The organism is Telluria sp. LT2P80 (assembly GCF_059685955.1).
In genome coordinates, this window is record NZ_JCASIO010000002.1 from 505045 (window position 1) to 528860 (window position 23816).

Annotated in this window: 17 protein-coding genes; 15 read left to right on the forward strand and 2 right to left on the reverse strand. The window is 64.7% G+C overall.

The features are described from left to right. The first annotated feature begins 217 nt into the window (after positions 1–217). The 3 genes from AC56LW_RS08525 (at position 218) to AC56LW_RS08535 (ending at position 4456) form a co-directional block, all read left to right on the forward strand. Positions 218–1978 carry a methyl-accepting chemotaxis protein gene (locus tag AC56LW_RS08525; protein ID WP_499633687.1) on the forward strand — a complete coding sequence of 587 codons (1761 nt, stop codon included), beginning with the start codon at positions 218–220 and terminating at the stop codon, positions 1976–1978. Between the two features lie 254 nt (positions 1979–2232). Then, positions 2233–2703 (forward strand): chemotaxis protein CheW, encoded by a 471-nt coding sequence (locus tag AC56LW_RS08530; RefSeq protein ID WP_499633464.1) that lies wholly within the window; start codon positions 2233–2235, stop codon positions 2701–2703. A gap of 25 nt (positions 2704–2728) precedes the next feature. After that, positions 2729–4456, forward strand: coding sequence for a methyl-accepting chemotaxis protein (locus AC56LW_RS08535; RefSeq protein WP_499633466.1), 1728 nt, complete (start codon positions 2729–2731; stop codon positions 4454–4456). 368 nt (positions 4457–4824) lie between these two features. Here AC56LW_RS08535 and AC56LW_RS08540 read toward each other — a convergent pair whose 3' ends face one another. Both AC56LW_RS08540 and AC56LW_RS08545 read right to left on the reverse strand, forming a co-directional pair. Continuing rightward, a complete protein-coding gene (locus tag AC56LW_RS08540) occupies positions 4825–5847 on the reverse strand; it encodes a porin (RefSeq protein WP_499633468.1) in 1023 nt (340 codons plus the stop codon). A gap of 143 nt (positions 5848–5990) precedes the next feature. After that, complete coding sequence (locus AC56LW_RS08545; protein WP_499633470.1) at positions 5991–6293, reverse strand: hypothetical protein; 303 nt, start codon at positions 6291–6293, stop codon at positions 5991–5993. A gap of 135 nt (positions 6294–6428) precedes the next feature. Here AC56LW_RS08545 and AC56LW_RS08550 point away from each other — a divergent pair, with 135 nt between their 5' ends. The 12 genes from AC56LW_RS08550 (at position 6429) to AC56LW_RS08605 (ending at position 23798) form a co-directional block, all read left to right on the forward strand. After that, a complete protein-coding gene (locus AC56LW_RS08550; protein ID WP_499633472.1) occupies positions 6429–9137 on the forward strand; it encodes a TonB-dependent receptor in 2709 nt (902 codons plus the stop codon). 93 nt (positions 9138–9230) lie between these two features. Beyond that, positions 9231–10592: an MFS transporter gene (locus tag AC56LW_RS08555; protein WP_499633474.1), complete on the forward strand. Its 1362-nt coding sequence runs from the start codon at positions 9231–9233 to the stop codon at positions 10590–10592. A 21-nt stretch (positions 10593–10613) separates the two neighbouring features. Beyond that, entirely contained in the window at positions 10614–11564 is a 951-nt protein-coding gene (locus AC56LW_RS08560; RefSeq protein ID WP_499633476.1) for a glycoside hydrolase family 43 protein, read from the forward strand. Positions 11565–11577: 13 nt separating this feature from the next. Next, complete coding sequence (locus AC56LW_RS08565; protein WP_499633478.1) at positions 11578–12630, forward strand: aldose epimerase family protein; 1053 nt, start codon at positions 11578–11580, stop codon at positions 12628–12630. Continuing rightward, positions 12627–13508, forward strand: coding sequence for an SMP-30/gluconolactonase/LRE family protein (locus AC56LW_RS08570; protein WP_499633480.1), 882 nt, complete (start codon positions 12627–12629; stop codon positions 13506–13508). Before AC56LW_RS08565 ends, AC56LW_RS08570 begins: the two co-directional genes overlap by 4 nt. A gap of 151 nt (positions 13509–13659) precedes the next feature. Beyond that, the gene (locus AC56LW_RS08575) at positions 13660–15402 is read left to right on the forward strand and encodes an IlvD/Edd family dehydratase (protein WP_332530356.1); all 1743 of its coding nucleotides are present in this window, start codon (positions 13660–13662) and stop codon (positions 15400–15402) included. Between the two features lie 24 nt (positions 15403–15426). Then, positions 15427–16419: an AraD1 family protein gene (gene araD1, locus AC56LW_RS08580; protein ID WP_499633482.1), complete on the forward strand. Its 993-nt coding sequence runs from the start codon at positions 15427–15429 to the stop codon at positions 16417–16419. Beyond that, a complete protein-coding gene (locus tag AC56LW_RS08585) occupies positions 16416–17987 on the forward strand; it encodes an aldehyde dehydrogenase (NADP(+)) (protein ID WP_499633484.1) in 1572 nt (523 codons plus the stop codon). The genes araD1 and AC56LW_RS08585 overlap by 4 nt, the downstream gene beginning before the upstream one ends. A 31-nt stretch (positions 17988–18018) precedes the next feature. Further along, the gene (locus AC56LW_RS08590) at positions 18019–18786 is read left to right on the forward strand and encodes an SDR family NAD(P)-dependent oxidoreductase (RefSeq protein ID WP_499633486.1); all 768 of its coding nucleotides are present in this window, start codon (positions 18019–18021) and stop codon (positions 18784–18786) included. Positions 18787–18864: 78 nt separating this feature from the next. Next, on the forward strand, positions 18865–20409 hold the full coding sequence (locus AC56LW_RS08595; RefSeq protein WP_499633488.1) for an alpha-N-arabinofuranosidase: 1545 nt from the start codon (positions 18865–18867) through the stop codon (positions 20407–20409). After that, positions 20410–21444: an arabinan endo-1,5-alpha-L-arabinosidase gene (locus AC56LW_RS08600; RefSeq protein ID WP_499633489.1), complete on the forward strand. Its 1035-nt coding sequence runs from the start codon at positions 20410–20412 to the stop codon at positions 21442–21444. Then, entirely contained in the window at positions 21441–23798 is a 2358-nt protein-coding gene (locus tag AC56LW_RS08605; RefSeq protein WP_499633491.1) for a beta-L-arabinofuranosidase domain-containing protein, read from the forward strand. The genes AC56LW_RS08600 and AC56LW_RS08605 overlap by 4 nt, the downstream gene beginning before the upstream one ends. Positions 23799–23816 lie beyond the last annotated feature (18 nt).

Sequence of the window (23816 nt, forward strand, 5' to 3'; positions counted from 1 at the left end):
GATGCATGCCAACGTGTCGTGGTTCATATGGCCACTGTGTCATCCTGTTGTGGGCGCACCATACTTTCGACCTAAACCAAGTTTTATTTTCTGGTATTGACATGGATCTATCGACATGACGAAAGGTCGCTTGTAATGTTCTCGCAGAGTAACTATTTTCGGCGCCTGGCGCTGCACAAGGATGACCATGACAGAACCAACCAAGAAACGCCGTGCCATGACACTGGCAAATCTGCGCATCGGCAAGCGACTGGCACTGGGCTTTGGCTTGATCTGCATCATGCTGGTCGTGATGATCGTACTGAGCAATGCGATGCTGGCCCGCACCAATGCCGGCACCGCCGAGATCGTCAATGAACGCATGCCGCGCATCGCATTGACCACCCAGATGCAGGACCGGATCAACGATATCGCCATCTCGCTGCGCAACATGATCCTCAGCGAGAGCGGTTCCGACCACCGGCGCCAGGTCAAGGACATCATGGCCGCGCGCGCCGCGATGGACGCCATCCTGGTCAAGCTGCGGGCGTCGCTGCACAACCCGAAAGCGCTCGAACTGCTGGCCCAGATGGAAAAGGAAACCGCGCTGTACAAGGCCGGGCAGGATGCAATGATCAAGCACCTCGAGGCCGAGGAAGTCGACGAGGCGCGCGCGCTGCTTGGCGAAGACCTGGGCCCGCTGCTGATGCGCCTGAAGCGGGCGACGTCCGAGCAGACCGCGCTGCAGGTCGCGATCGCGGACGAAGCCGCGCGCGACGCCGCCGTCACCTATCGCAATACCAGTCTGCTGATGTGGGGCCTGGGCGGCGTGGCATTGCTGCTCTCATTGCTGGCGGCGTGGGCGATCACGCGCTCGATCACGCGGCCCCTGGCGCGCGCGCTGGATGTGGCCAACACGGTTGCCGCCGGCGACCTGACCAGCCGCATCGAGGTAACCACGGATGACGAAACCGGCCAGTTGCTGCAAGCCCTCAAGACCATGAACGAAAACCTGGCGCGCACCGTCGGCACCGTGCGCGTGGGGACCGACACGATTGCGTTGGCCGCTGCCGAAGTGGCAGCGGGCAACCATGATCTGTCGATCCGCACCGAGCAGCAGGCCGCGGCGCTGGAAGAAGCGGCGTCGTCGATGGAAGAGCTGACGGCGACCGTGCGCCAGAATGCGGACAATGCGCGCCAGGCCAATGTGATGGCGGGCCTGGCCTCGAGCGTCGCCTCGCGCGGCGGCGACGTGATCGAGCAGGTGGTCGGCACGATGGACGGCATCAACGCGTCGTCGAACAAGATCAACGACATCATCGGCGTCATTGACGGCATCGCATTCCAGACCAATATCCTGGCCCTGAACGCGGCGGTGGAGGCAGCCCGCGCGGGCGAGCAGGGCAGGGGCTTTGCCGTGGTGGCGGGTGAGGTGCGCAATCTGGCGCAGCGCTCGGCGGCGGCGGCCCGTGAAATCAAAGGCCTGATCCAGGATTCCAGCGGCAAGGTCGCCGAGGGCGGCAAGCTGGTGGCGCAGGCCGGCCAGACCATGCGCGAGATCGTCGACAGCGTGCGCAGCGTGACCGACATCATGACCGAAATCAGCGCGGCGAGCCTGGAGCAGACCGCCGGCATCGAGCAGATCAATCAGGCTGTGACGCAGATGGATGAGGGCACGCAGCAGAACGCTGCGCTGGTCGAAGAAGCGGCAGCGGCGGCGACCTCGATGCGCGAGCAGGCGGCCCGGCTGGCGCAGGCGGTGGCGGTGTTCCAGATCGACGGGGAGCAGATGCAAGGTGTGTCGGCGGCAGCGCCGCAAGCGGTAGCGCCGACGCAGGCAGTCCCGGCGCCTGCACCGGTCGCTGAAACGACAGCGGTACCGACCCGGACCCCGACCCCGGCCCCGCGCAAGGCGATCGCAGCAGCCAAGGTACCACCCAAACCAGAGGTAGCGGCCGGCGCAACGCCGGTGGCGGCCGGGGATTGGGAAGAGTTCTGACATCGCACCAGGCCTGAATTTCACCGGCCAAACGGCATCGGCACTGAAAACGGCAAGCTGCGGCTTGCCGTTTTTTTTTGCACGAACAACCAACACATGCGCAAAGAAAGCGTGCGCATCGTCCAGTATTCATTGCAATCACGCTGGCATTGCCTTTTCGTTAGCGTGCATGCATCGTTATCGTCCGCGTTAGAACTTACCCTGCTTGCCGAAAAGAAACACAACGAAATCTCACGGCATTGGAAGGTAATACCATGGAACACGCAGTCAACGATCGCGAAGTGCTCTCTTTCCGTCTCGGCAAGGAAGAATATGGCATCAGTATCCTCAAAGTGCAGGAAATTCGCGGCTACGAGGCGCCGACTCGCCTGGCCAATGCGCCCGAATTTCTCAAGGGTGTCATCAATCTGCGTGGCCGGATCGTGCCGGTGGTGGACATGCGCATCAAGTTCGGCTTTGCCAATCCGACCTATGACAGCCTGACGGTCGTGATCATCCTGAACATTGCGCAGCACGTGATCGGCATGGTGGTCGACAGCGTCTCCGAGGTCGTCACCCTCGAAGCCGACCAGATCCGGCCGGCACCTGCCATGGGCTCGCTCGATGCGGGCTACCTGCGTGGTCTCGGTACGGTCGGCGAACGCATGCTGATCCTGCTCGATATCGACGCCCTGATGCAATCCGAAGAACTCGGCCTCGTGCCGTCGCTCGCGCTGGCTGCCTGAGCCGCTCCGCAGAAAGAACCACCCCATGAAACTCGGTAATCTGAATATCGCCACGCGCCTGTCCCTTGGCTTTGGTATCGTCGGCGTCATGCTCATCGCGATGATCTTGATGAGCAATACGTCGCTGCTGCGCGTGAACAATGGCACCAGGGATCTCGTCGAGCACCGCATCCCGGCAATCGAGATGAGCAACCGGCTCGAAGGCCAGATCAACGTCATCGCCATTGCGCTGCGCAATATGATGCTCAACGCCGAGCCGACCGATCGCCAGAAGCAGGTGGATGCGATCGGCAAGGCCCGTGCGACGATCACCGCAACGCTGGCCGAGATCGAGCCGCTGCTGACGGCGCATCCCGATGAACTGGCCATCCTGCGTACCATGCAGAGCACGAGCACCAGCTACCTGACCGGCGTCACCGAACTGCTCGCCCTGATCAATGCAGGCGAGGAAGAGCCGGCCAAGGTCTACCTGACCAACGAACTGCGTCCACGCCTGGCCAGGCTGAAGGATGCCACTGCCGCCGAACTGGCGCTGCAGAAGGATCTGAGCGCCAAGGCTGCAGCAAGCGCCGCAGCAACCTATGACAGGACAATGTTGCAGACCTGGGCGCTGGGCGGTCTGGCGCTGGCGTTCGCGGCCCTGGTGGCCACCTTGATCACGCGCTCGATCACCGTGCCGGTACGCCGCGCGCTGGAAGTGGCCAATACCGTCGCCGCCGGCGACCTGACCAGCCGCATCGACGTCACCACGCAGGATGAAACCGGCCGGCTGCTGCAAGCGCTCAAGACCATGAACGAAAGTCTGGCGCGCACCGTGGGCGCCGTGCGGATTGGCACCGACACCATCGCGGTTGCCGCCAGCCAGGTGGCGGCGGGCAGCCAGGACTTGTCGGGCCGCACCGAGCAGCAGGCCGGCGCGCTGGAAGAAACGGCATCGTCGATGGAAGAACTGACATCGACAGTCAAGCAGAACGCCGATAATGCGCGCCAGGCCAACAAGCTGGCCGAGACCGCGTCGAACGTGGCGGCGCGCGGCGGGGAAGTAATCCATCAGGTCGTCGACACGATGGACCAGATCAACGCATCGTCGAACAAGATCAGCGACATCATCGGCGTGATCGACAGCATCGCGTTCCAGACCAATATCCTGGCGCTCAACGCGGCGGTGGAAGCCGCGCGTGCCGGCGAGCAGGGCCGCGGCTTTGCGGTCGTGGCCAGCGAAGTGCGCAATCTGGCGCAGCGCTCGGCGGCGGCGGCCAAGGAAATCAAGACGCTGATCGGTGACTCGAGCAGCAAGGTTGCCGACGGCAGCAAGCTGGTGGCGCAGGCAGGTTCGACGATGCAGGAAATCGTCGACAGCGTCCGGCGCGTGACCGACATCATGACCGAGATCAGCGCCGCCAGCGTCGAGCAGACCGCCGGCATCGAGCAGATCAACCAGGCCGTGGCGCAGATGGACGAGGGCACGCAGCAGAATGCGGCGCTGGTCGAGGAAGCGGCGGCGGCGTCGGCGTCGATGCAGGAGCAGGCCGCGATGCTGGCTGCCGCCGTGGCGGTGTTCCGGATCGATGCCGGACAGATGGCCGATGCGGCGCCAGCCGATGTTGCTGTCGTTCGTGCCAAGCCGGCAGCGGCGCCGGCACCGGCAGTGAAAAAGGTTGCCATTGCCCATGCCAAGCCGGCCCCGGCGCCGGCCCCGACGCGCACGCAGGCCAGGACGCCTGTCGCTGCGGACGAGTGGGAAACGTTCTAAGCCGGTCAGGACCGGCATGCCCGGATGGCGGGCAAGCAAAAAACGGCAAGCCGCAGGGCTTGCCGTTTTTTTGTTGCGTGGCCTGAACGTGGCAGGTGCTGTCATTGTCAGCGATCGATGAGAGCGCTGGCATGACCCCATGACTCCATGACCCCGTGCCGCCGTAACCCCGCTGTTCCATGACGCCGTACGCCACGTCTTCCCTCTGAGGCCGGTACGCTATCCGGTGCACCCAACGCATCCCCTATTTAACGTTGACAGCGCCGGCCGACAAACCGCAGACGTAAAAAAACGGCAGACCGTGAGGTCTGCCGTTTTTATGTCCGTCGCGCATCAGGCGACATGCGCCCGATGCGGTAAGGCGTCGCTTAGAACGAGTGACGCACGCCGACGTTGTAGACCTGTGGGTCCGCGCCGAAAGCCGTTGCTGGCAGGGCCAGCGAGCCAGCTGGCGAGCTCAGCGAGAACACGCCGTTGTTGTTGTTACGCAGTTTTGCGTACGATGCGTACACGTTGGTGCGCTTCGACAGCGTGTAGGTGTAGGCAACGGTAACTGCCTTGCCTTCTGCGCCGCTGGCCAGTTCTTGCTGCTGGTAGTTCAGGAAGACGCGGTTGGCGCCGAAGCCATACGACACGCCGGCGTTCTTCTGCTCGTACTTGACGCTTGGCAGGATGCCGGTTTCAGGATCAGCAGCCATGTAGCCAGCGCGCACTTCGAAGTCGCCGAACTTGTAGCCGATACCTGCGTTGTACTCTTTGTCGTCGCCGGTCGCCAGGCGCTCGACGTTCTGGTAACCAGCACCCAGGTACAGGCCAGCGTTTGCGTATTCCAGCGAGACGCCGGTCACGTCGCCCGATGGATCGATGCTGCGCTCACCGGCGCCGTAGGCTGCGCGCAGGGTGAAGCCGCTCAGAGCATTGCTCTGGTAGTTGACCGAGTTCGACAGGCGACGGGTCAGACGGTTGGCGCCGAAAGCTGCCAGGTTCGAACCGTAGAAGCCCTGGCCCAGGGTGTCCGATGCGCCGGCAACAGCAGCGATCGGGCCGTATTCACGACCGACGGTCACGGTACCGAAGGCGCCTTGCAGGCCCACGACAGCGCGGCGCTGGAACATGTTCGAATCGGTTGCGCCGGTATCGACGGCAACAGCGGCTTCGATGTTGAACAGTGCCTTCAGACCATTGCCCAGGTCTTCGGTACCGCGGAAGCCGATGCGGCTTGCCGATTGGGTACCCGACGACACAACGGTGCGGCTGCTCTCGCCAGGCGCATCGTTGTTTTCAACGCCGATCGACGCATCGACCATACCGTACATGGTGACGCTGGTTTGGGCTTGGGCGACGAGTGGCAGTGCCGACACGAGGGCGATGGCAAGAATTTTGTGCTTCATGGATGAATCTCCAGTGTTTGTTTGTGAAATAGCCTAGTAATCATGACATGCCCGACGGACATCTGTCACCGGGTTCGCCCAAGCGGAATTGACGTAACGGCGACCGCAATCGGCATCAAAAAAATCCCCCGAGAGCCAGATTCTCATAGGAGAACCGTGGATTCCGGCAGCCTTTCCAGCGTCGCGAATCGCGCCCGCGAAGCGCCTAAAATATTGCTGAAAATCAACCAGAGGCGTTGCAGCGACGCCACATTTTTGGCCTTGACAGCTGCTGCAATGCGCAATAACGGTGCACGCATGCGTTCCGCTGCCCATCGAGCCATGGGCGCGTCTGCATGACAGTGCGACCCATCCAGTCTCGAATCCGGCCATGTGGCCGTTTTTTTTGCACCGCAATAGTGCATCGGAACCTTTGTCCCCGTCACGCCGACAGCAACCTCGATCACTTGCAATGTCGATACGTAAATCGGTATCGGAACTGCGGAAAAATTGATTGGAACGTTCTCGGTGCATCTTCTACCATTCCGTACAGCATCGAAACAATAAAGTCGCACAGCGACGTATAACGATTAAGGAGACATATGACACGGTATTCGCCGGGCAGCATTGCGCCCACATTTTCCCCAACCCGCCGCATTCAGGTCCGCCGCAGGTTTGCCTTGCGTGCCACGGTCGCGGCCCTGGCCGGCGCTGGCCTGATGAGCGCGGCGACGGTCGGTGCCCAGGAAGTCGGCGCCGCCACGGCGGACATCCCGGCCGCCAGCGCGCCGTCAAATGCCGAAAACAACACGGCGCGCGCCGGCGCCGATCGCGATGCGGCCGTCGTGACCGTCACCGGAACCCGCCAGGCCGCCCAGAGCGCGCAGGCCATCAAGCGCAACGCCGAGCAGGTGCTCGATTCGATTGTCGCCGACGATATCGGCAAATTCCCCGACAAGAACGTGGCCGAGATCCTGGGCCGTGTGCCGGGCGTGCAGGTCATCCGCCAGAACGGCGAAGCCGGCAACGTCGTCATCCGTGGGCTGGGCGGCATCACCACGCTGTACAACGGTCGCGAGATGTTCACCGCCGCCGGGCGCAGCCTGTTCCTGGCCGATGTGCCGGTCGCCATGCTGCAGCGCGTGGACGTCTACAAATCGCAGGGCGCCGACATGGTCGAAGGCGGCACCTCGGGCGTCATCGACGTGCGCACCAACCGGCCATTCGATTTCAAGGGCGCGCAGGCCGCCTTCAATGTCCGCGGCGAGCACCGCGACAAGGCCGACAAGATCGATCCGAACGTCTCGGGCCTGTTGTCGAACCGCTGGAAAACGGCCATGGGCGAGATCGGCCTGCTCGGCGGCCTGTCGTACCAGCGCGGCCGCTACCATGACGAAACGGCCTTCGTGGGCGAACCACGCACGATCGACCGCGGCATCATCGGCGCACCGTCGATGGGCCGCGTGATGAGCGGCGGCGATCGCGAACGCCTGGCCGGTAACCTGTCGGCCCAGTGGCGCCCGTCGAGCGACCTCGAAGTGTACGCCGAGAGCTTCTCGACCAAGATCGACCACGACTCGCAAAGCATCTTCTTCGTTGGCGACCTGCCAATCAACAATCCCGGCTCCACCGTCACGCCGATGCCGGGCTCGAACTATCTCGGTTCGATCAGCAATCCCAACGTGAACACGTTCACGCTGAGCTCGACCCAGGCGCGGCGTGACGATTCGGAAACCCACCAGGGCGCCGTCGGTGCGATCTGGAAGGCCACGCCCGGCGTGCGCGTCAGCGGCGAGGTGGTGCGCACGGTCAGCAAGTACAGCCAGAAGAATCCGATCCTCGACACGGTCATGAACATGTCGAAGTCGATCAATGCCGAAGTGCGCGACGGCGGCGGCTATCTGGAATACCCGGGCACCGACATGACCGATCCGGCCAACTGGACGATGTTCGCACTGTTCGATAACCACAACCGCTCGCGCGGCGCCGCCACCGACTGGCGCGGCGACGTGGCCTGGACGCCGGAGGCCGACGGCTTCTTCAAGGAACTCAGCGTGGGCGCACGGCACGTCCAGCGCGACGCCTCGTTCGTGCACGAGCTGAATGGCTACACGGCCGCGCCGAATTCGTTCACGCCAAACGCGATCAAGGTCACCGATTTCCCGGGCCTGAACTGCACCAGCCCCAAAACGGGCGGCAATTACGGGATGAACCAGTTCTATGCGCCGTGCCGGGACTACCTGCTCGACAACACGGGCGCCATCCGCCAGGTCATCAAGGGTAATCCGAATCCGCAACCGGACAATCCGCTGTCGTTCTACTCGGACCGCGAACAGTCGAGCGCCGCCTACATCAAGGCCAACTTCGGCTTCGATGCATGGTCGCTGCCGATCGACGGCACCGCTGGCCTGCGCTACGTGAAAACCAAGCAGCGCATCAGCGGCTTCTCGTCCACGGCCGGCGTGGTCTCGCCCGTCACCGTGTCGAGCACCACCAACGACGTGCTGCCGAGCCTGTCGATGCGCGCCCACTTCAGGCAAGACCTGATCGGCCGCCTGTCGGCCAGCAAGGCGATCGAACGGGCGCCGTTCGGTGACTTCAATCCGGGCCTGACGCTGTTCCCGTCCACCACCACGACGCTGGCCACCGGCAGCGCCGGCAACCCGAACCTCAAGCCGCAAGAGGCGCGGAACGTCGACGTGGCGCTGGAGTGGTACTTCGCACCGGCCGGCTCGATCACCGGCACGCTGTTCCAGCACGACTACGAAAACTACCTGCGCCGCAGCGCGCGGCCGGAAACCTACGACGGCATGACCTACAACGTCAGCCGCCCGTACAACGCGGTCGAGGGCAAGCTCAAGGGCGCCGAACTGGCGTACCAGCAGTTCTACACGAAGCTGCCGGGCTGGCTGGGCGGGCTCGGGATGCAGGCCAACGTGACCTGGATGGATGGCGGCCTGGCCGAAGCCGACGGCACCATCAATACGTTCGCCGGCATGTCGAAGCTGTCGGCCAACCTGGTCGCGCTGTACGAGTACGGCAAATGGTCGGGCCGCATCGCCTACAGCTGGCGCGACAAGTTCACTGCCGAGTACAACTACCGCGCGCTGCCGTACAACATCGTCGTGGATCCGCTCAAGACGCTCGACGCCTCGGTGTCGTACAAGCTGACCGACAAGCTGACGGTCACGCTCGACGGCAGCAACCTGCTGGACCAGTCGTACCACGACTACCACAGCGTGCCCGAGCTGCCGCGCGACGTGCGCCGCTACGACCGCGTCGTGGGTCTGGCGCTCAGGTGGCGCAATTGAGGGGTGCCGGCCGGCCTTCCTTGATGGCCGGCTGACCTGTTCCAACCGGGCGCCGCGGGATTTCCTGCCGCGCCCCGTCGTTGTTTTGATTGGATGGAAAACGTGCAAACGCAAAAACTCTCGACGCTTGAAAAAGTCGGCTTCGGCGCCGGCGACATGGCGCTCAATGTGGTGATCTCGTCGATGATGCTGATCATCACCTTCTTCTACACCGACATCTATGGCCTGCACGTGCGCGACCTGGCGGTGCTGTTTGTCGTCGTCAAGATCGTTGGCGCCGTGGTCGACCTGGCGATGGGGCAGGTGACCGATTCGGTATTGACGCGCTGGGGGCGCTACCGCCCGTGGCTACTGCTGCTCGCGGTGCCGTACGGCCTGTCGGTGTTCCTCGTGTTTTCCACACCAGGCTGGGACTACGACGCGAAGCTGATCTGGGCCTATTCCACCTACATCCTGATGACCATCATGACCGCCGGCGTGGGCATTCCGTACATCTCGCTGATCAGCGGCCTGACCGCCGATCCCCAGCAGCGCCTGTCGGCCAATGGCTACCGGCTGTTCTTCGCCAAGGTGGGGGCCTTCATGGTAACGATCGTCGTGCCGGTCCTGGCCAGCGCCTGGGACGGCGCGCATCCCGCTGCCGGCTACCAGGCGGCGATGGCGGTGATGGCGGCCATCGGCGTACTGCTGTTCGTGTTCTGCTTTTTCACCACCACCGAGCGGGTCGTGCACAAGGTCGAGAAGCAGCCGCTGATGGCGCAGGTGCGCGTGCTGCTCAAGAACGACCAGTGGCTGATCCTGTGCGCCGTGTGCGTGACCGGCACCATCGGCTACGTGATCCGCGGCTCGGTGGCGATCTACTATGCCAAGTACTACCTGGGCGGCGACACGGCGGCCGTATCGGCGTTCCTGTCGACCGGCGTGGCGGCGGCGATCCTGGCGATGGTGGTCTCGACCTGGACCACCAAGTTCTATTGCAAGGTCAAGCTGTTCCGGCATTCGCAGATCGCGGTGGCGGTGCTCAGCGTGATGATGTATTTCCTGGTGCAGCCCGGCGACATGGTGCTGGCCTTCGTCCTGTATTTCCTGCTCTCGCTGGTGGTCGACCTGCACGCGCCGGTATTCTGGTCGGCCATCGCCGAGACGATCGATTACGGCCAGGTCAAGACCGGCAAGCGCGTCTCGGGCTTCGCGTTCGGCGGCATCTCGGTATGCCAAAAGATCGGCATGGGCGTGGCCGGCTACATGGTCGGCATTCTGCTCGACTACTTCCGTTACGTGCCGAACCAGTCGCAATCGGCGCTGGCGCTGCAGGGCATCGCGCTGATGCTGTCGGTGATTCCGGGCTTCTTCCACTTCTTGATGGGGATGCTGATGTTCAAGTACCGGATCAGCGACGACTATTACACCACCGTCAAGCAGGACATGCAGGCGCACGGCTACGCCACCACCTGACAATCACACACAGAGAACAAGATGCAAGAAACCATCCTCCAGCCGCTGATCGAGCAACGCGCCGATCCTTACATCTACAAGCACACCGACGGCTACTATTACTTCACCGCGTCGGTCCCGCTGTACGACCGCATCGAACTGCGCCGCGCGACGACCATCGCCGGCCTGGCCACCGCGCCCACGGTCGACGCCTGGCACAAGCCCGAGACCGGCCCGTATTCCGAGCTGGTCTGGGCTCCCGAGCTGCACTTCAATGATGGCGCCTGGTACGTCTACTTTGCCGCCGCGCCCAGCCGCGCGATCAAGGACGCGTTGTTCCAGCACCGCATGTACGCGATCCGCAACCGCCATCCCAACCCGCTGGAAGGCGAGTGGGAATTCATGGGCCAGGTCGACACCGGCATCGACAGCTTCTGCCTCGATGCGACCACGTTCACCCACAAGGGCACGCTGTATTACCTGTGGGCGCAGAAAGACCCCGCCATCGAGGGCAATTCGAACCTGTACATCGCCCCGATGAAAACGCCGTGGCAGATCGAGGGTGCCTCGATCCTCTTGAGCAAACCGGAGCACGACTGGGAAACGATCGGCTTCTGGGTCAACGAAGGCCCGTCGGTCCTGCGCCGCAACGGCAAGATCTTCATCAGCTACTCGGCCAGCGCGACCGACCACAACTACGCGATGGGGTTGCTGTGGGCCGACGAAGACGCCGATCTGCTCGATCCGCACTCGTGGACCAAGTCGGCGCAGCCCGTTTTGCGTACATGCTACGATCACGGCGTTTATGGGCCGGGCCACAACAGCTTCACGCTGGCCGAAGACAACGACACCGTGATGCTGGTCTACCACGCGCGCACCTACACCGAGATCGTCGGCGATCCGCTCTGGAATCCGGACCGCCACACCTTCGTGAAACCGCTGCGCTGGGACGACCAGGGCATGCCGGTGTTCGGCCGACCCTCTGTCTATTAAGGATCACATCACCGTGCAAACCGGTATCACGCAAGCGCCATTCGGCCACCTGCCAGGCGGCGCCGCCGTCACCCAGTTCACGCTCACCAATGCCCATGGCATGGTGGCAAAGATCATCGATTTCGGCGGCATCATCACCGAACTGCACGCGCCGGACCGCGACGGCAGGTTCGCCGACGTGGTGCTCGGCTTCAATTCGATCAAGCCATACTGCACCGACAGCCCGTACTTCGGCGCACTGATCGGCCGCTACGGCAACCGCATCGCCAGGGGGCGCTTCACGCTCGATGGCGCGCAGGTCCAGCTGCCGGTCAACAACGGCAACAACCATTTGCACGGCGGCGCCGGCGGCTTCGATCGGGTCCTGTGGACGGCGACGGTCGATGGCACCAGCCTGCGCCTGGCCTACCGCAGCGTCGACGGCGAGATGGGCTATCCCGGCAACCTCGATGTCACGGTCGTCTACCAGCTCAATGACGCCAACGAACTGGTGGTGCGTTTCCACGCCGTGACCGACAAGGCCACGCCGGTCAACCTGACGCAGCACAGTTACTTCAACCTGGCCGGCGACGGCGACATCCTGGGGCACTACCTGACCATCGATGCCGACAGCTTCGTGGCCATCGACAGCGAATCGATTCCCACCGGCGAACTCACGCCCGTTACCGGCACGCCGTTCGACTTTCGCCTGCCGCGCCAGATTGGCGAGCGGATCGGGCAGCCCGACAAGCAGCTGCGCCACGGCAGCGGCTACGACCACAATCTCGTCCTGAACAGGCCGCAAGGCACGGGGTTGACACGGGCGGCGCGGGTGAGCGAACCCGTCTCGGGCCGCGTGCTGGAACTGTGGACGCAGGAACCCGGCGTGCAGTTCTACAGCGGGAACTTCCTCGATGGCTCGCTGCACGGCAAGGGCCGCAGCTACGGACACCGCAGCGGCTTGTGCCTGGAGCCGCAGCATTTCCCCGATTCGCCGAACCAGCCGCAGTTCCCGAGTGTGATCCTGCGCCCGGGCGAGGTGTATGCCACCGAGTCGCGCTTTCGCTTTACCACCGAGGCCGCGTGATGGAGGTGCTGACCGACACCCGGCACGAGCTGGGCGAGTGCGTGCTGTGGTGCGAGCGCACCGGCCGCCTGCTGTGGACCGATATTCCCGCCGCCACCCTGTGGGCATACACGCCGGCCACCGGCCGCACGGCCAGCTGGCCGATGCCCGAGCGCCTGTGCTGCTTCGCGCTGACCGGCAGCGACGACCGCCTGCTGCTGGGGCTGGCGTCCGGTCTCGCGTTCTTCACTTTCTCGAGCGGCAAGGTCACGCGCATCTGCGATGTCGAACCGGACATTCCAACCACGCGCATCAACGATGGCCGCTGCGATCGCCAGGGGCGTTTCGTGTTCGGCATGTTCAACCAGGCCGAACATCCGAAGCACGCTTTGGGGGGCTTCTACCGCCTGAACCTCGACCTGTCGCTCGAACGCCTGCCACTGCCCAACGCCGCCATCGCCAACAGCATCTGCTTCAGTCCCAACGGGCGCCGCATGTACTTTGCCGACTCGGCGCAAAAGGCCATCCTGTACGCCGACTACAACCCGTGCAGCGCCGAAGTGGGGCGCGTGCACACGTTCGTCGCGGCCGATGCCGTGCCGGGGGAGCCCGACGGTTCGACGATCGATGCCGCCGGCTTCCTGTGGAGTACGCGCTGGGGCGCCGGCATCGTGGCGCGCTTTGCGCCCGACGGCCAGCTCGAACGGACAATACCGCTGGCGGCGCCGCAGCCCAGCTGCCCAGCCTTCGGCGGGCCTGACCTGACGACACTGTTCGTCACCAGCGCCCACCTTGGCATGACCAATGCCGAACGTGCGGCCGCGCCGCTGTCGGGCGCATTGTTTGCGCAGGCGCTGGAGATCCGCGGCCTGCCCGAGTCGCGTTTCCTGCACGTTTGACGGCTCATCAGCGATACGAAAAACGGTATCGATCTTCGTTAAAATTTGATTAGTAAGTTATCTGCCCGGACTTTAGACTTCCTCTCGGTAATCAAGTGATATGGACAGCGGCACCATGCACGCTTCATCCAGAGAATAACGAGGAGATACGATGTCCGAGGCAAAGAAAAAGACGCCGCTGCGCTCTGCGGCATGGTTTGGCACGCAGGATAAAAACGGGTTCATGTACCGCAGCTGGATGAAGAACCAGGGCATACCCGACCACGAATTCCAGGGCAAGCCGATCATCGGCATCTGCAACACCTGGTCCGAACTGACCCCGTGCAATGCGCACTTCCGCAAACTGGCCGAGCACGTCAAGCGCGGCATCCTGGAAGCGGGCGGCTTCCCCGTTGAATTCCCCGTGTTTTCGAATGGCGAATCCAATCTGCGCCCGACGGCGATGCTGACCCGGAACCTGGCCAGCATGGACGTCGAGGAATCGATTCGCGGCAATCCGATGGATGCGGTCGTGCTGCTGGTCGGCTGCGACAAGACCACGCCGGCGCTGCTGATGGGCGCGGCCAGCGTCGACCTGCCGACGATCGTCGTCACCGGCGGGCCGATGCTCAACGGTAAACTGAACGGCAAGGACATCGGCTCCGGCACCGCCGTCTGGCAGTTGCACGAGCAGGCCAAGGCCGGCACGATCACGATGCACGAATTCCTGTCGGCCGAAGCGGGCCACTCGCGCAGCGCGGGCACCTGCAACACGATGGGCACGGCGTCGACGATGGCCTGCATGGCCGAAGCGCTGGGCACCTCGCTGCCGCACAACGCCGCGATTCCCGCCGTGGATGCGCGCCGCTACGTACTGGCGCACATGTCGGGCATGCGCATCGTCGAGATGGTGCACGAAGACCTGCGCCTGTCGAAGATCCTGACGCGCGCAAACTTCGAGAACGCCATCCGCGTGAATGCGGCCATCGGCGGCTCGACCAACGCCGTGATCCACCTGAAGGCCATTGCCGGGCGGGTGGGCGTGCCGCTTGAACTGGAAGACTGGACCCGCATCGGCAAGGGCACGCCGACCGTGGTCGACCTGCTGCCATCGGGGCGCTTCCTGATGGAAGAGTTCTATTACGCGGGCGGCTTGCCGGCCGTGATTCGCCGCCTGGGCGAGGGCGGTCTGATTCCCAACAAGGATGCGCTGACCGTCAACGGCAACACGCTGTGGGAAAACTGCGTCGCCGCGCCGATCTACAACGACGAGGTCGTGCGCCAGCTGGACAATCCGCTGATCGCGGACGGCGGCATCTGCATCCTGCGCGGCAATCTCGCGCCGCGCGGGGCCGTGCTCAAACCGTCGGCCGCCTCGCCGCACCTGATGCAGCATCGGGGACGCGCCGTGGTCTTCGAAGACTTCGATCACTACAAGCAGCGCATCCTCGACCCCGATCTGGACGTCGACGAAAACTCGGTGCTCCTGATGAAGAACTGCGGCCCGAAAGGCTATCCGGGCATGGCCGAAGTGGGCAATATGGGCTTGCCACCCAAGCTGCTGGCCCGGGGCATCACCGACATGGTGCGCATCTCGGATGCGCGCATGAGCGGCACCGCGTATGGCACCGTGGTGCTGCACGTCGCGCCGGAAGCAATGGACGGCGGCCCGCTGGGCATCGTGCAGGACGGCGACATGATCCAGCTCGATTGCCAGAACGGGCTGCTCAACGTCGAACTGCCGGATGCCGAGATCGTGCGCCGGCTGGCCGAGCGCGCCGAAAAGAACAAGCCCGTGCAGCACAGCGGCTACCAACGCCTGTACCTCGATCACGTGATGCAGGCCGACGACGGCTGCGATTTCGATTTCCTCGTCGGCTGCCGTGGCTCGGCGGTGCCGAAGCATTCCCACTGAACCAAGAACCGAGGAGACCAGAGCATGCTGCTCATCCAATTTCTGACCGACGCGCAGGAGCGCCGGGTCGGCATCCTGACCGGCGCCACTATCCGCGTCATCGATGGCTACACCACCACCCTGGAGCTCGCACGCGCTGCGATCCGCGCCGGCCAAAGCCTGGCCCAGCTTGCCGAGGGCGCTGCCGGTGCGCAGCACGTCGACTATGACGCCACCGCGCAGGCCGGCCGCATCCTGCCACCGCTCGACCACCCGGACGCTGCCCACTGCTACGTGACCGGCACCGGCCTGACCCACCTGGGCAGCGCCGATGCACGCGACGCCATGCACCAGAAGATCGGCGGCGATATCGCCGCGCTCAGCGACAGCATGAAGATGTTCCGCATGGGCGTCGAAGGCGGCAAGCCGGCGACCGGCACGGCCGGCGTGCAGCCGGAATGGTTCTACAAGGGCGACGGCTCGATCGTGCGCGCCACCGGCCAGAACCTCGAGATGCCGGCCTTCTCGCTCGATGGCGGCGAAGAGCCGGAGATTGCCGGCCTGTACCTGATCGGTGATGACGGGCACCCGTACCGCCTCGGTTATGCCATCGGCAACGAGTTCTCCGACCACGTGACCGAGCGCCAGAACTACCTGTACCTTGCGCATTCCAAGCTGCGCAACTGCGGTCTGGGGCCGGCGCTGCTGGTGGGCGAACTGCCGGCGCACGTCGCGGGCGTCTCGCGCATCATTGGCGCGGATGGCCAGGTGCGCTGGGAAAAGCACTTCGTCAGCGGTGAACAGAACATGTCGCACACGCTCGAGAACCTCGAGCACCACCACTTCAAGTACGGCTTGTTCAAGCGCGCCGGCGACGTCCACATCCATTTCTTCGGCACCGCCACGCTGAGCTTTGCCGACGGCGTCCAGGTCAGCGAAGGGGAAACCTTCGAAGTCGCTTCGCCCACCTTCGGCCCGGCGCTGCGCAACCGCCTCGCGGTGCAAGCCACCCCTTACACGAAAGTGACCGCCTTATGAACATCACCGGCGACGCCATCATCAACGGCCTTGCGGAGCGCGGCGGCGCGGGCGCGTTCCAGGCCTGGGCGCCAGGCCAGCGCGAGCACATCGAGCCGGCCTTCCACATGGTCACGCCCGAGCAGATCGACCGCGCCTGCACGCTGGCCGGCGACGCCTTCGACGCGTTTCGCGCGACGGGCGACGCGGCCCGTGCGCAGTTTCTCGAGACCGTGGCCGAGCAGGTCCTGGCCCTCGGCGACGCGCTGATCGAGCGTGCGATGCTGGAAACCGGCCTGCCGCGCGTGCGCCTGGAAGGTGAGCGCATGCGCACCGTGGGTCAGCTGCGCCTGTTTGCCACGCTGCTGCGCGAAGGGTCATGGAACGATGCGCGCCTGGACACGGCGCTGCCCGAGCGCGTCCCGCCCCGGCCCGACCTGCGCATGCGCCTGATCGGCGTCGGCCCGGTGGCCGTGTTCGCCGCCAGTAATTTCCCGCTTGCGTTCTCGGTCGCCGGTGGCGATACGGCGTCCGCGTTTGCGGCCGGTTGTCCGGTCGTGCTCAAGGCCCACTCGGCCCACCCGGGCACGTCGGAGCTCGTAGGCCGCGCAGTCGCCCGCGCCGTCGCGCAATGTGGCTTGCCGGCCGGCGTGTTCGCGCTGTTGAGCGGAACCGGCAACGGCATTGGCCAGCGCCTGGTGGCGCACCCGGCGATCCAGGCCGTGGGCTTTACCGGCTCGCGCTCGGGCGGCCTGGCCCTGATGGCGGTGGCGGCCGCGCGCAGGCAGCCGATTCCCGTGTATGCCGAAATGAGCTCGATCAATCCGGTATTCCTGCTGCCCGAGGCGCTGGCCAACCGGGGCGAGGAGATCGGCAAGGGCTTCGCTGCGTCGCTGACCATGGGCGTCGGCCAGTTCTGCACCAATCCCGGGCTGGTGCTGGCGGTCGACGGGCCGGGCCTGGATGCGTTTACCAAGGTCGCAAGCGACGCCCTGGCGGCGTCCGGCAGCGCCGTGATGCTCAACCAGGGCATTGCAGACAGCTACCGCAAGGGCGTCGAGGCGCTGGCCGGCAACGACGCGATCACGACGCTCGCACGCCTGGCGCACGAAGAAGGCAAGGGCGGCGCGGCGTTGTTTCGCACGACGGCCGACGAATTCCTTGCGCGCACCGAGCTGCACGACGAAGTGTTCGGCCCCGCCTCGGTGCTGGTGGTCTGCAAGGATGCGGGCAAGATGCGCGACGTGGCCGAGGCCATCGAGGGCCAGCTGACCGCCACGCTGCAGCTCGACGCGGGCGACATCGCCGCCGCCAGAGCGCTGCTGCCGACGCTGGAGCGCAAGGTCGGGCGGATCCTGGCCAACGGGTATCCTACCGGCGTCGAGGTGTCGACGGCGATGGTGCATGGCGGGCCGTTCCCGTCGACGGCCGACGGCCGCAGCACCTCGGTGGGAACGGGCGCGATCAGCCGCTTCCTGCGGCCGGTCTGCTACCAGAACCTGCCGGCCGCACTGCTGCCGGAGGTCCTGCAGGATGGTAACCCGCTGGGCGCCTGGCGGCGCCGGGATGGCGCGCTCACCAAAGAGTGAGCGGGCAGACAACAACAAGATGGAGACAAGCATGCAACACATGGCGAACTACCCGAGCCTGAGGGACAGGCGGGTGTTTGTGACGGGCGGCGGCACCGGCATCGGTGCGGCGATCGTGGAAGCGTTCGTGGCGCAGGGCGCCATCGTCGCGTTCGTGGACATCGCGCGCGACGCCAGCGAAGCGCTGTGCGCGCAGCTGGCCGGTGCCGGCCACCGCGCGCCGCATTATCGGCACTGCGACATTACCGACATCCCTGCGCTGCAGCGCACGATGGCTGAACTGGCCGCGCAGCTGGGCGACTTCGAGGTGCTCGTCAACAATGCGGCGAACGACCAGCGCCACGATATCCAGGACGTCTCGCTCGATTACTGGAACGAGCGCATCGCCATCAACCAGCGCCCGATGTTCTTTACCTGCCAGGCGGTCTTGCCGGGCATGAAAAAGAAGGGCGGCGGCTCGATCATCAATTTCAGTTCGATGTCCTGGCATGCCAAAGGCGCCGGCTATCCGGTGTATGCGACTACAAAGTCCGCCGTGATCGGCCTGACGCGCAGCCTGGCGCGTGACCTGGGACCGTTCGGCGTGCGGGTCAACACCGTCACGCCCGGCTGGGTCATGACGCAGCGCCAGATCGACTTGTGGGTGGACGACGCGGCCGAAGCCGAGATCAAGAAAGCGCAGTGCCTGCCGGGCAAGCTGATGCCGGAGGATGTCGCGCGCATGGTGCTGTTCCTGGGCGCCGACGATAGCCAGATGTGCACGGCGCAGGATTTCGTTGTGGATGCCGGCTGGACCTGAGATGCGCCGGCCGTCACATCGCGGTAGTGATAAGTAAATCAAGCCTGCAAAAAAAAGCAGGCAAAACCAATGGAGACAATGTTGAAAGCACTCAAACCCCTCATCCTCGCATGCGGTCTGGCCGCCATGCCTGCCTTTGCCCAGGTCAGCGTGTCGGTCGACACCGGCAAGCCAGGCCCCGTCATCAACAAGAACGTGTATGGCCAGTTTGCCGAGCACCTTGGTACCGGCATCTACGGCGGCCTGTGGGTTGGCCAGAACTCCTCCATCCCGAATACCCGCGGCTGGCGCAATGACGTCGTCGGCGCCCTGAAGGAATTGAAGGTCCCGCTGGTGCGCTGGCCGGGCGGCTGCTTCGCCGACGAATACCACTGGCGCGACGGCATCGGCGCGCGCAACAAGCGCCCGGTCAAGGTCAACACGCACTGGGGCGGCGTGGCTGAGGACAACGCCGTGGGTACGCATGAATTCTTCGATCTGGTCGAGATCCTGGGCACGGAAGCCTACATCAACGGCAACCTGGGTTCCGGCACGCCGCAGGAGATGGCCGAGTGGCTCGAGTACATGACGTCGGACACCAAGTCGTCCCTGGCCGAGCTGCGCCGCAAGAACGGCCGCAAGGCGCCGTACAAGGTGGCTTATTTCGGCATCGGCAACGAAGCCTGGGGCTGCGGCGGCAACATGAAGCCGGAATACTATGCCAACCTGTACAACCACTACGCGACGTTCCTGAAAACGCCACCGGATGCACGCCCGAAAATGATCGCCAGCGGTGGCAACGACAACGACACCAGATGGACCGAGGTGCTGAGCAAGGAAGCCGCGCGCGGCACCGACGGCATCAGCTTCCACTACTACACGCTGCCGACCGGCGTATGGGAAAAGAAGGGCGCCGCCACGGGCTTCCCGGAATCGGAATGGTTCTCGACCATGCAGCAAACGCTGCGCATGGACCAGCACATCAAGCAGAACGTCGCCATCCTCGACAAGAACGACCCCGAGAAGAAAATCGGGTTCTACGTCGACGAATGGGGCACCTGGTACGACGTCGAACCGGGCACCAATCCGGGCTTCCTGTTCCAGCGTAACACCCTGCGCGACGCGGTCGTGGCGGCGCTGAACTTCAACATCTTCCATGCCCACGCCGAGCGTGTCCGCATGACGAATATCGCGCAGATGGTCAACGTGCTGCAGGCGATGATCATCACCGACAAGGAGAAGATGCTGCTGACGCCAACCTACCACGCGTACAAGATGTACATCCCGTTCCAGGATGCGACGTCGCTGCCGGTGGCGGTCGACAATGACGTGGCCTATTCGAGCAATGGCAAGGGTGTGCCGGGCATCAGCGCCACGGCGGCGCGCGCCAAGGATGGCAAGGTGTATATCGCGCTGGTCAACACGCACCCGACGCGCGCCAGCGATGTCACGCTCAATGTGGCGGGGCTGACGGTCGGTGGCGTTGCAGGCCAGGTGCTCACGGCCGACGCCATGGATGCGCACAACACGTTCGAGAAGCCGCAGGCGATCAAGCCGGCGCCGTTCAGCGCCAGGGCGCAGGATGGCAAGCTGACGATCAAGGTCCCGGCCAAGGCCGTGATGGTCTTCGCGGTCGAGGCGTAAATGCGGGCCGCACACCTCGTGTGGGCGGCGCTGGTGATCGCCAGTGCGGCCGGCGCGGCCAGCGCCGCCGGCGGCGCCAGTGCCGCGCAGGTCGGCGTGCACGACCCGGTCATGGCGAAGCAGGGCGGGCGCTACTACCTGTTCAGCACCGGCCCCGGCATCACGTTCTACAGTTCGACCGACCTGACGACGTGGAAGCCGGAAGGCCGCGTCTTCAAGGAGGGCCCGGCCTGGGCGACACGGGCCGCGCCGACCTTTGATGGCCATATCTGGGCGCCCGACATCTATCACCATGACGGCAAGTACTACCTGTACTACTCGGTGTCGGGCTTCGGCAAGAACACCTCGGCCATCGGCGTGACCGTCAACACGACGCTCGACCCGCGCTCGCCCGCCTACAAGTGGGAAGACCAGGGCCCGGTCGTGCAATCGGTGCCGGGGCGCGACCTGTGGAACGCCATCGACGCGCAGGTGATCGACGACGCCAAAGGCACGCCGTGGATGTCGTTCGGCTCGTTCTGGGGCGGCCTGAAACTGGTGAAGCTCGACGCCAGCCGCACCAGGCTGGCCGAGCCGCAGGAATGGCACACGATCGCGCGCCGCGAACGGCCGGCCTTCACGCCGGACGACGAAGCCGGGCCGGCGCAGATCGAGGCGCCATTCATCTTTCCGAAGAACGGCTGGTACTACCTGTTCGCATCGTGGGACCTGTGCTGCAAGGGCAAGGACAGCACGTACAAGGTGGTGGTGGGCCGCGCGAAAACGATCACCGGGCCCTACCTCGACCGTAACGGCGTCGACATGGCCAGGGGCGGCGGCACGCTCGTGATCGCGGGCGACAGCGACTGGCGTGGCCTGGGCCACAACAGCGCCTACACGTTTGACGGCAAGGACTACATGGTGCTGCACGCCTACGAGACCGCCGACCGCTTCAAGCAAAAGCTCAAGGTGCTGGACATGGGCTGGGACCGCGATGGCTGGCCGGTGCTCGATCAGAAGGACCTGAATCGCTACCAGAGCGCGCTGCAGCCATGAAGCTTCGCCTCCTGGCATGGCTGCTGCTGGGAGCGGGTACGCTGGCGCAGGCGGCCGCACCGTTCCCGCTGGCCGACGTGCGCCTGGGCGCAGGGCCGTTCCTCGACGCCCAGACCACCAACCTGAACTACCTGATGGCGATGGAGCCGGACCGCCTGCTCGCGCCGTTCCTGCGCGAGGCCGGCCTGGCACCGCGCAAGCCAGGCTACGGCAACTGGGAATCCTCAGGCCTGGATGGCCACATGGGCGGGCATTACCTGTCGGCGCTGGCGCTGATGTACGCGTCGACCGGCGACGCGGAAACGCTGCGCCGCCTGAATTACATGGTCGCCGAGCTGCAACGGGCGCAGCACGCCAATGGCGACGGCTACCTCGGCGGCATCCCGGGTGGCCGCCAGGCCTGGCGCGATGTCGCGGCCGGCAAGCTCGAAGCCGATGGCTTCTCGGTCAACGGCAAGTGGGTGCCGTGGTACAACCTGCACAAGGTCTATGCAGGCCTGCGCGATGCCTACCGCTATGGCGGCAATGCCGATGCCCGCGCCATGCTCGTCGCGCTGTCCGACTGGGCGCTGGCCTTGACCGCGCGCCTGTCGCCGGAACAGATGCAGGCGATGCTGCGCAGCGAGCATGGCGGCATGAACGAGATCTTCGTCGATGTCGCCGAGATCACCGGCGACCGGAAGTATCTCGACCTCGCACTGCGCTTTTCGCACCAGGCGATCCTGCAGCCGCTGGCGCGGCAGGATGACCAGCTCACCGGCCTGCATGCCAATACGCAGATCCCGAAAGTGATTGGCTTTCAGCGCATCCATGATGCGACCGGGCGCAAGGACATGGGCGACGCGGCCAGGTTCTTCTGGCAGACGGTGGTGGAGAAGCGCTCGGTGGCGATCGGCGGCAACAGCGTCAAGGAGCATTTCCACAGCCGGGACGACTTCGCGCCGATGGTGCATGACGTCGAAGGACCGGAGACCTGCAATACCTACAATATGCTCAAGCTGACGCAGATGCTGTTCGCGGCCGAGCAGAAGGGCGCGTACGGCGACTATTACGAGCGCGCGCTGTACAACCATATCCTGTCATCGCAGCGCCCGCAGGGCGGGTTCGTGTATTTCACGCCGCTGCGGCCCAATCACTATCGCGTGTATTCGCAGCCCGACCAGGGCATGTGGTGCTGCGTGGGCTCGGGCATCGAAAGCCACGCCAAGTACGGTGAATTCATCTACGCGCACGAGAAGGACACCTTGTTCGTCAACCTGTTCATGGCCTCGACCCTCGACTGGAAAGCGCAGGGTGTCCGGCTGACGCAGGCGACCCGCTTCCCGGATGCCGAGACGACGCGCCTGACGATCGACCGCGCCACACCCGGCTCGAACACGTTCACGGTCAAGATCCGCTATCCGGGATGGGTGGCACCGGGGCGCATGACGGTGCAGGTCAATGGCAGGGCGGTCAAGCTTGATGCACGGCCGGGCGGCTACGTGGCGCTTACGCGCAGCTGGCGCAGCGGCGACCGGATCGACGTGCGTCTGCCGATGACCACGCACCTGGAGCAGCTGCCGGACAAGTCGAACTATTACGCCGTGCTGCACGGACCGGTGGTGCTGGCAGCCAGGACACGGATGCCGGGCGACGAGCGGCTGCAGTACCTCGCCGACGACGCGCGCATGGGGCACATCGCATCCGGCCCGGTCTGCCCGATGGAATCGGCGCCGATGTTTGTCAGCGATTCGGTGGACTTCATCCGCAGGTTCAAGCCGGTGGCCGGCAAGCCGCTGACGTTCACCGCGCCGGGGCTGGTACATGGTGCGGACGGACCGGCCACCGAGTTCGTGCCGTTCTTCCGCCTGCACGAGTCGCGCTATACGATGTACTGGCAGCACGCGACGCCGGTGGGGCTGAAGGCGCAGCAGGCGGCCAATGCAGCGGGCGAGGCAGAGCGCCTGGCGCTCGATGCGCGCACGGTCGACCAGGTCGCGCCGGGCGAGCAGCAACCGGAGTCCGACCATTTCTTCAAGGGCGAGGGCATCGACGCCGGTGTCAGTAACGGACGCCACTGGCGCCATGCGTCGAAGTGGTTCAGCTACGAGCTGAAAGATCCGAAGCAGCAAGCCGCCGTGCTGCGGCTGACATATGCGAAAGCCGATGCGGGGCGGCGCTTCACGATCCTGGTCAATGGGCATTTGCTGGCCAACGTCATGCTGACCGGCGACGCGGCCGGGGATTTCTACACCGTCGACTATCCGATTCCGGCCGCACTGCGCGACCCCGCGCAAGGTCTGCTGAACGTGCGCTTTGTCGCGCAGGCCGATTCGGTGGCCGGCGGGCTGTACGGACTGCGGCTGCTGCGCTGACGTTGACGCCAGGCGCCG

Coding starts and splice junctions, on each gene's coding strand:
- AC56LW_RS08560 (WP_499633476.1), top strand. CDS start 10,614: ATGCAAGAAACCATCCTCCAGCCGCTGATCGAGCAACGCGCCGATCCT.
- AC56LW_RS08605 (WP_499633491.1), top strand. CDS start 21,441: ATGAAGCTTCGCCTCCTGGCATGGCTGCTGCTGGGAGCGGGTACGCTG.
- AC56LW_RS08595 (WP_499633488.1), top strand. CDS start 18,865: ATGTTGAAAGCACTCAAACCCCTCATCCTCGCATGCGGTCTGGCCGCC.
- araD1 (WP_499633482.1), top strand. CDS start 15,427: ATGCTGCTCATCCAATTTCTGACCGACGCGCAGGAGCGCCGGGTCGGC.
- AC56LW_RS08530 (WP_499633464.1), top strand. CDS start 2,233: ATGGAACACGCAGTCAACGATCGCGAAGTGCTCTCTTTCCGTCTCGGC.
- AC56LW_RS08550 (WP_499633472.1), top strand. CDS start 6,429: ATGACACGGTATTCGCCGGGCAGCATTGCGCCCACATTTTCCCCAACC.
- AC56LW_RS08575 (WP_332530356.1), top strand. CDS start 13,660: ATGTCCGAGGCAAAGAAAAAGACGCCGCTGCGCTCTGCGGCATGGTTT.
- AC56LW_RS08600 (WP_499633489.1), top strand. CDS start 20,410: ATGCGGGCCGCACACCTCGTGTGGGCGGCGCTGGTGATCGCCAGTGCG.
- AC56LW_RS08590 (WP_499633486.1), top strand. CDS start 18,019: ATGCAACACATGGCGAACTACCCGAGCCTGAGGGACAGGCGGGTGTTT.
- AC56LW_RS08555 (WP_499633474.1), top strand. CDS start 9,231: ATGGAAAACGTGCAAACGCAAAAACTCTCGACGCTTGAAAAAGTCGGC.
- AC56LW_RS08585 (WP_499633484.1), top strand. CDS start 16,416: ATGAACATCACCGGCGACGCCATCATCAACGGCCTTGCGGAGCGCGGC.
- AC56LW_RS08535 (WP_499633466.1), top strand. CDS start 2,729: ATGAAACTCGGTAATCTGAATATCGCCACGCGCCTGTCCCTTGGCTTT.
- AC56LW_RS08525 (WP_499633687.1), top strand. CDS start 218: ATGACACTGGCAAATCTGCGCATCGGCAAGCGACTGGCACTGGGCTTT.
- AC56LW_RS08540 (WP_499633468.1), bottom strand. CDS start 5,847: ATGAAGCACAAAATTCTTGCCATCGCCCTCGTGTCGGCACTGCCACTC.